The organism is Kitasatospora sp. MY 5-36 (assembly GCF_001182915.1).
Taxonomy (GTDB): domain Bacteria; phylum Actinomycetota; class Actinomycetes; order Streptomycetales; family Streptomycetaceae; genus Kitasatospora.
The window spans coordinates 1-7,536 of sequence record NZ_LFVW01000570.1 but is presented as its reverse complement, the minus strand read 5'-3'; the positions used below and the strand labels follow the sequence as shown (position 1 = coordinate 7,536).

The following is a 7,536-nucleotide window of genomic DNA, read 5'->3' as shown; positions in this document are numbered from 1 at the left end:
CGAGGCGGCGCAGGTCGGAGCCGTCGAGGCCGCCGAGCGGGCCGGTGAGCAGGGCGTGCGCCAGGTCGGTGGTGAGCGGGTCGGGGGCGTCCGGGTCGCCCTGCTTGTCGCGGGCGGCCTGTTCGGCGCAGACCCGCAGGGCGAGCAGCAGCTGGGCGACGGCCGGCTCCTCGCGCAGCGGCAGGTCGTCGCCGTCGATCTCCAGCGGGACGCCGGCCGCGCCGAGGGCCCGCCGTACGCCGGGGATGGAGCGGGCGCCGGCCCGGACGAGCACGGCCATCTCGCCCCAGGGCACGCCGTCCTCCAGGTGGGCGCGGCGCAGCAGGTCGGCGATCGAGTCGAGTTCGGCGCCGGGGGTCGGGTAGGTGTAGACCTCGACCCTGCCGCCTTCGCGGGAGGGCAGCAGGGCGCGGTGCTGGGCGAGCTTGTCGGCGGGCAGCCGGCCCATCGGCATCCGGCGGGCGACTTCCCGGGAGGCGGCGAGCAGCAGGGCGCCGGAGCGGCGGGAGACCCGCAGCACCTTGACCTCGGCGGGGCTGCCGTCGGCCTGTCGGAAGGTCTGGGGGAAGTCGAGGATGCCGTTGATGTCGGCGCCGCGGAAGGCGTAGATCGACTGGTCCGGGTCGCCGACCGCGACGAGGTCGCGTCCGCCGCCGGCGAGCCGGCGCAGCAGCCGGACCTGGGAGGGGTCGGTGTCCTGGTACTCGTCGACGAAGACGACGTCGTAGCGCCGCCGCAGCTGCTCGGCGACGTCGGGGCGCTCGGCGAGCAGCACGGCGCGGTGGACGAGTTCGGCGTAGTCGAGGACGCCGCGCAGGTCGAGCACGTCGAGGTAGTCGGCGAGGAAGTGCGCGGCGGCGGCCCAGTCGGGGCGCTGGACGCCTTGGGCGAAGCGCTCGAGTTCGGCCTCGCCGAGGCCGAGTTCGCGGCTGCGGGCGAGGACGGCGCGGACCTCGTCGGCGAAGCCGCGGGTGGTCAGGCAGGCCCGCAGGTCCAGCGGCCAGGCGATCCGGCCGAGGCCGAGCTTGGCGTCCTCGGCGCCGCCGGCCAGCAGTTCGCGGACCATGACGTCCTGTTCGGGGCCGGAGAGCAGCCGCAGCGGCTCGGCGTAGTCCTCCGGGTCCTGGTGGGCGCGCAGCAGGGCGTAGCAGTAGGAGTGGAAGGTGGTGGCCTGGGGGGCGGCGGCGGTGCCGCCGAGCCGTCCGGACATCCGGTCGCGCAGTTCCGTCGCGGCCTTGCGGCTGAAGGTGAGGACGAGGATCCGCTCGGGGTCGGTGCCGTCCTCGATCCGCCGGGCGACCGCCTCGACCAGGGTGGTGGTCTTGCCGGTGCCCGGCCCGGCCAGCACCAGCAGCGGCCCGCCGGGGTGCTCGACCACGGCGCGCTGGTAGGCGTCCAGCACGGGTGGGTCGGGCTGGACGAGCGGGCTGCGCACGAGCCGGTACGGGGAGGTCACGAACGGGTCCTGGGGTCGAACAGGGGGCATGGCGGGGCGGGCCCGCGTCGGACCCGCCCGTATCGAGCCTACGGTCCCGCGCTGTCAGTCCGGTCCGTGCGGCGGCCGTCGGTCAAGCCCCCCTAGGGAATCGGCCGACCGTCCCAGCGGGCCCGCTTGAGGTCGACCCGGGGCGGGTCGGCGAGTTCGCGCAGCGGGGTGCCCTCCTCGCCGTAGTGGTCGAGGGCGCGGTGCTCGTGCCCGGGCAGCAGCCGGCCGTCCGCGCGGACGACCCGCCACCAGGGCACCGGGCCGCCGTACAGGGCCATCACCCGGCCGACCTGTCGGGGGCCGCCCTGGCCGAGGTACTCGGCGACGTCGCCGTAGGTCATCACCCGGCCGGGTGGAATCCGCTCGGTCAGGTCGAGCACCAGTTCGGCGAACGGCGGCAGGGCGTCCGGAGGGCCGTCGTGTGTTGCGTCCGTCACCTGCGGCATTCTTCCCTACGGGGGCGCGCCCGCGGCCCCGTCCGTACGATCCGCCGCGCCCGATCCGCCCCCTGTCCCGCACGGGGCGCCGGGGCATGCCACCATCTTCCGGGGCGGTGAGTGGTGATACGAGGACAAGACCAGATGACCGGGACGGCTGACGTGGGCGTGGACAAGGACTCCGACGAGTCCGCTGCCGCCGTGCCGTCGGCGCCCGGGAGCGGGGGCGAGGGCCGGCCCGAACCCGGGCCGACGCCGGAAGTCTCCCTGATCAAGGACCGGACGATCAAGACCCCCGCACCCGCGAAGACCCCCGAGCAGCCCGGCCCGCCCCCGGCCGAGACCACCGGCGCCCCGGCGCCCGCGGCCCCCGCCGCCCCGCCCGGGGAGCCCGAGCCGCCGGACGAGGCCCCGCACCTGGACGTCGACGAGCCGCTGCTCGCCGCCCGCGCGCACCGCCCGTCCGACCTGATCCGCTTCCTGGCCGGCGTCCTCGGGATCGTCGCCGTCTTCGTGCTGGCCGGCATCGCCACCTCGACCACCACCGGCATCGAGCAGGACATCGCCTCCAACGCACCGCACTTCTCCGCGGTGTTCTCCACCATCACCGGCCTGCTCTCCAGCGTCGCGGTGCTCGCCGTGCCGCTGGCCTTCGCGGTCGAGCGGCTGATCAAACGCGACGGCCTGCGGGTCGCCGACGGCGTGCTCGCCTCGGTGCTGGCGTACGGCGTCTCGCTCGGCATCGACTGGTGGGTGGCCGAAGGCGCCTCCGACCACATCCGGGACGCGCTGACCCAGCTGCCGCTGGACAGCACCGGCACCCTCACCGACCCGGTGCACGGCTACCTCGCCCCGGTGATCGCCTACATGACCGCCGTCGGCATGTCGAGCAGACCGCGCTGGCGGGTCGCGCTGTGGGTGGTGGTGGTCTTCAGCGGGGTCACCGAGCTGCTCGGCGGCTACACCACCCCGCTGTCGCTGCTGCTCACCGTGCTGACCGGCTGGTCCGTCGCGTACGGCACGCTGTACGCGATCGGCTCGCCCAACATCCGGCCCACCGGCCAGCACCTGATGATCGGCCTGCGCAAGGTCGGCTTCACCCCGGCCGGTGCCATGCGCGCCCCCGACGCCCCCGGCGGCACCCGCCGCTACCAGGTCACCCAGCAGGGCGGCCCCCCGCTGGACGTGCACATCATCGACCGCGAGCAGCAGGCCTCCGGCTTCTTCTACCGGGCCTGGCGGCGGCTGCGGCTGCGCTCGGTGGCGGTGCGCCGCAGCCCCCAGTCGCTGCGCCAGGCGCTGGAGCAGGAGGCCCTGATCGCGTACGCGGCGGCCGCCTCGGGCGCCCGCGCGCCGCAGCTGGTCGCCACCTCCGAGCTCGGCCCGGACGCCGCGATCCTGGTCTACGAGAACGTCGAGGGCCGCACCCTGGACGAGCTGGCCGACGAGGAGGTCACCGACCCGGTGATGGCCTCGATCTGGCAGTCGGTGACCGCCCTGCACGAGCGCCGGATCGCCCACCGCCGGCTCACCGGCGAGTCCCTGCTGGTGGTGGACGGGCGGACCGGCTGCCTGGTCAACCTCTCCGGCGGCGACATCGCCGCCACCGACCTGACCCTGCGGATCGACGTCGCCCAGCTGCTCACCACCTTCGCCCTGCGGATCGGCCCGGAGCGCGCCGTCGCCACCGCCAACGCGGTGCTCGGCGCCGAGCGGGTGGCGCAGGCGCTGCCGCTGCTCCAGCCGGTCGGGATGAGCCGCTCCACCCGGGTCGACCTCGCCAAGCTCACCAAGGAGCGCAAGGCCGCCGCCCGGGCCAGGGCGCTGGAGCAGGTCGCGGCCGGCGAGCGCACCCAGGAACAGGCCGAGGAGGACATCGCGGCGGCCGGCGAGGACCTGCTGAGCCGCATCCGCGGCCAGATCCTCCAGATCGCCCCCGAGGCCCCGATGGCCCCGGCCAAGCTGGAACGGCTGAAGCCGAAGAGCCTGATCATGGTGATCGCGCTCACCTTCGCCGCCTACCTGGCCCTGACCACCATCAAACCGGCCCAGCTGAAGCTCTCCCAGATGAACTGGGCCTGGGCCGCGGCCGCCCTGCTCGCCGCCGCCTTCAGCTACGTCGCCGCCGCGATGAGCCTGACCGGCTTCGTGCCCGAGAAGCTGCCGTTCCGGCGCACCGTCGCCGCCCAGCTGGCCGGCTCCTTCGTCAAGCTGGTCGCCCCCGCCGCGATCGGCGGCATCGCGCTCAACACCCGCTACCTGCAGAAGGCCGGCATCCGCTCCGGCCAGGCGGTGGCCTCGGTCGGCGCCTCCCAGCTGGCCGGCCTGGCCGGGCACCTGCTGCTGCTGTTCAGCTTCGGCCTGATCACCGGCAGCCAGACCAACGGGGACCTCTCCGCCTCCCGCGCGGTGATCATCGGCGTGCTGACCGCCGCCGTGCTCGCCCTGGTGGTGGCCGCCGTCGCGCCGCTGCGCCGGTTCGTGCTGGGCCGGCTGCGCTCGCTGTTCTTCGGCGTGGTGCCGCGGATGCTCGACCTGATGCAGACGCCCAGCAAGCTGGTCACCGGCTTCGGCGGCATCCTGCTGCTGACCCTCTCCTTCACCGCCTGCCTGGACTTCTCGGTGCAGGCCTTCGGCGGCGACGTCAGCTTCTCGGCCGTCGCGGTGGTCTTCCTGACCGCCAACGCGGCCGGCTCGGCGATCCCCACCCCCGGCGGCATCGGCCCGGTCGAGGTCGCCCTGATCGGCGCCCTGACCGTCGCGGACGTCTCCCCCGCGGTCGCCACCCCGGCGGTCTTCCTCTACCGGGCGCTCACCTTCTGGCTACCGGTGCTGCCGGGCTGGATCTCCTACAACGTGCTCCAGCGCAGGAACGCGCTCTGAGCCGCCCCCGGACACGTGGAAGGGCCCGCCGGTCACCTTGGGAATCCAAGGCGCGGCGGGCCCTTCCCCGTGCGCGTCCTAGTAGACCGGCTTGTGCGGCTCGATCTGGTTCACCCAGCCGAGCACGCCGCCGCCCAGGTGGACGGCGTTGCCGAAGCCCGCGGCCTTGACCACGGCCAGCACCTCGGCCGAGCGCACGCCCGACTTGCAGTGCAGCACGATCTTCCGGTCCTGCGGCAGCTTCTCCAGCGCGTCGCCCATCAGGAACTCGTTCTTCGGGATCAGCACCGCGCCGGGGATGTTGACGATCTCGTACTCGCCGGGCTCGCGGACGTCGATGAGGTAGATGTCCTCCTTGTCGTCCTGCCACTGCTTGAGCTGCTGCGAGGTGATGGTCGAACCGGCGGCGGCGGCCTGCGCCTCCTCCGACACGACGCCGCAGAAGGCCTCGTAGTCGATCAGCTCGGTGACCGTCGGGTTCTCACCGCAGACGGCGCAGTTCGGGTCCTTGCGGACCTTCACCTGGCGGTAGTTCATCTCCAGGGCGTCGTAGATCATCAGCCGGCCGAGCAGCGGCTCGCCGATGCCGGCCAGCAGCTTGATCGCCTCGTTGACCTGGATCGAGCCGATGGACGCGCACAGCACGCCCAGCACGCCGCCCTCGGCGCAGGAGGGGACCATGCCCGGCGGCGGGGCCTCCGGGTACAGGCAGCGGTAGCAGGGGCCGTGCTCGGCCCAGAACACGCTGGCCTGGCCGTCGAAGCGGTAGATCGAGCCCCACACGTACGGCTTGCCCAGCAGCACCGCGGCGTCGTTCACCAGGTAGCGGGTGGCGAAGTTGTCGGTGCCGTCGACGATCAGGTCGTAGCCGGCGAAGATCTCCATGACGTTGGAGTTGTCGAGGCGCTCCTCGTGCAGCACCACGTCGACGTACGGGTTGATCTCCTTGACCGAGTCGCGGGCCGACTCCGCCTTGGAGCGGCCGACGTCCGACTGCCCGTGGATCACCTGGCGCTGCAGGTTCGACTCGTCGACCACGTCGAACTCGACGATGCCCAGCGTGCCGACACCGGCGGCGGCCAGGTACAGCAGGGCCGGCGAGCCGAGTCCGCCGGCGCCGACGCACAGCACCTTGGCGTTCTTCAGCCGCTTCTGCCCCGCCATGCCCACGTCCGGGATGATCAGGTGGCGGGAGTACCGGCGGACCTCGTCAACGGTGAGCTCGGCGGCCGGCTCGACCAGGGGTGGCAACGACACGGGGACTCCGATGGGTCTTGTTCGGGTGGCCAGGGCCAGCCTCGCTGCGGGTTGCTGCTCCGCCACTCGGGTGGCTGTCTAGGCCAACAGTGTCACGCGCCCCCGGTATTCCGAGACAGCCCGTCCGATGGGCGAGACGGGCGGCACCGGATCGTGGAACCCACGGCCGGACCCCCGGAAGGCGCCCCGGGCCCGTGGTTGACGGGCCCGGGGCGCCGCGCGGGAGGCGCTCACACCCGGCAGGCCGTCTCCAGCCAGACGTCGCCCAGCGACTCCTCCAGCGGCACCTGCGTCCGCCATCCGAGACGGTCCCGGGCGGTGCGCACGTCCGCCTGCCGCCACGGCACCGGCTCGCCCGGCACCGCCCGGCCCTCCGGCCGGTGCCCCTCCGGCCGGTGCCCGGGCAGGTGGTGGCCCGGCAGGTGGTCGCCGCCCGCCCCGACGGCCTGCGCGGGCAGCAGGACCGGCCGGTTCTCCTCGACGATCTGCCCCTCGAAGCCCGAGGCCCGCACCAGCAGCTGGGCCGCGTCCCGGGCCCGGACGGCGTGCCCGCTGCCGATGTTGACCACCCCCGTGGCGGCCGACACCGCGGCCGCCTGGATGGCCCGCGCGACGTCCCGGACGTCCACGAAGTCCCGGAACCCGGACAGGTCCGGCATCCGCACCTGGTGCTCGTCCCGCTCCAGCGCCCGCCGCAGGCCCTCGGCCAGCCGCCCGAACAGCGAGGCGGTCGGCGCCCCCGGGCCCACCACGTCGAAGACCCGCAGCACCGCCGCGTCCAGCCCGGAGGCCAGCACCAGCTCCGTCCCGGCCAGCTTGGACACCCCGTACGGGCCGACCGGCCGCGGCTCGGCCTGCTCGGAGACCGGCACCCCGCCGGGCACCGGCCCGTACTCGGCGGCCGAGCCGACGTGCACCAGCCTGGCCGGCTCCCGGCAGCGCCGGATGGCCTCGCAGACCGTCGCGACGGCCAGCGTGTTCGACCGGATCAGGGTGCGCGAGCTGCCGTAGGTGGCGCCCGCGCAGTTGATCACCACCTGCGGCGCGACCGCGTCCAGGAACCGGGCCAGCGCGCCCGGGCTCCCGGTGGTCAGGTCGAAGCGGATGTCGGCCGAGTCGCGTCGGCCGAGCACCGTCACCTGCAACTCCTGGTCCATCAGCAGACGATCGGTGACCCGGCGGCCGATGAAGCCGTCGGCGCCCAGCAGCAGCACCCTCATCGGGGGCGTCCTTCCACGAAGCCAGCTCGGGACGACCTGGCGGAACGGATTCAACGAAGTTCAACGAACGGGACGGGAGCGGGAACCGTGAACCGGGCCCCGACAAACGTCGAACGGGGGGTGGCGAACGGGCGGCCGGCGCTCACCGGTGCGAGCCGGCCCGGCCGAGCACCGCCCCGGCGTACGCCAGCAGCGCCGCCGCGACGGTGCCGCCGCCGAGCAGCCAGGCCTCCGGGGCGGAGCGCCCCAGGGC

5 protein-coding genes are annotated in these 7,536 nt (G+C 74.1%); 1 reads left to right on the top strand and 4 read right to left on the bottom strand.

Annotated features, from left to right (window positions below; genetic code table 11):
* Together AE652_RS30375 and AE652_RS30370 are read right to left on the bottom strand one after the other, a co-directional pair.
* Window positions 1-1,486 (bottom strand): ATP-dependent helicase (locus AE652_RS30375; RefSeq protein WP_049657296.1); only part of this gene is annotated, 1,486 nt, incomplete at its 3' end.
* 92 nt (window positions 1,487-1,578) lie between these two features.
* Window positions 1,579-1,932, bottom strand: a complete 354-nt coding sequence (locus AE652_RS30370; protein ID WP_049657293.1) for an MGMT family protein — start codon at window positions 1,930-1,932, stop codon at window positions 1,579-1,581.
* A 135-nt stretch (window positions 1,933-2,067) separates the two neighbouring features.
* Between AE652_RS30370 and AE652_RS30365 the strand changes: the two genes are divergently transcribed.
* Window positions 2,068-4,806 (top strand): lysylphosphatidylglycerol synthase transmembrane domain-containing protein, encoded by a 2,739-nt coding sequence (locus AE652_RS30365; protein ID WP_234348593.1) that lies wholly within the window; start codon window positions 2,068-2,070, stop codon window positions 4,804-4,806.
* 78 nt (window positions 4,807-4,884) lie between these two features.
* Here the strand turns inward: AE652_RS30365 and moeZ are convergent, their stop codons facing one another.
* Both moeZ and AE652_RS30355 read right to left on the bottom strand, forming a co-directional pair.
* Window positions 4,885-6,063, bottom strand: a complete 1,179-nt coding sequence (gene moeZ, locus AE652_RS30360) for an adenylyltransferase/sulfurtransferase MoeZ (RefSeq protein WP_049657292.1) — start codon at window positions 6,061-6,063, stop codon at window positions 4,885-4,887.
* 230 nt (window positions 6,064-6,293) lie between these two features.
* On the bottom strand, window positions 6,294-7,283 hold the full coding sequence (locus AE652_RS30355; protein WP_049657289.1) for an NAD(P)-dependent oxidoreductase: 990 nt from the start codon (window positions 7,281-7,283) through the stop codon (window positions 6,294-6,296).
* Window positions 7,284-7,536 lie beyond the last annotated feature (253 nt).

Coding starts and splice junctions, on each gene's coding strand:
- AE652_RS30370 (WP_049657293.1), bottom strand. CDS start 1,932: ATGCCGCAGGTGACGGACGCAACACACGACGGCCCTCCGGACGCCCTG.
- AE652_RS30365 (WP_234348593.1), top strand. CDS start 2,068: ATGACCGGGACGGCTGACGTGGGCGTGGACAAGGACTCCGACGAGTCC.
- AE652_RS30355 (WP_049657289.1), bottom strand. CDS start 7,283: ATGAGGGTGCTGCTGCTGGGCGCCGACGGCTTCATCGGCCGCCGGGTC.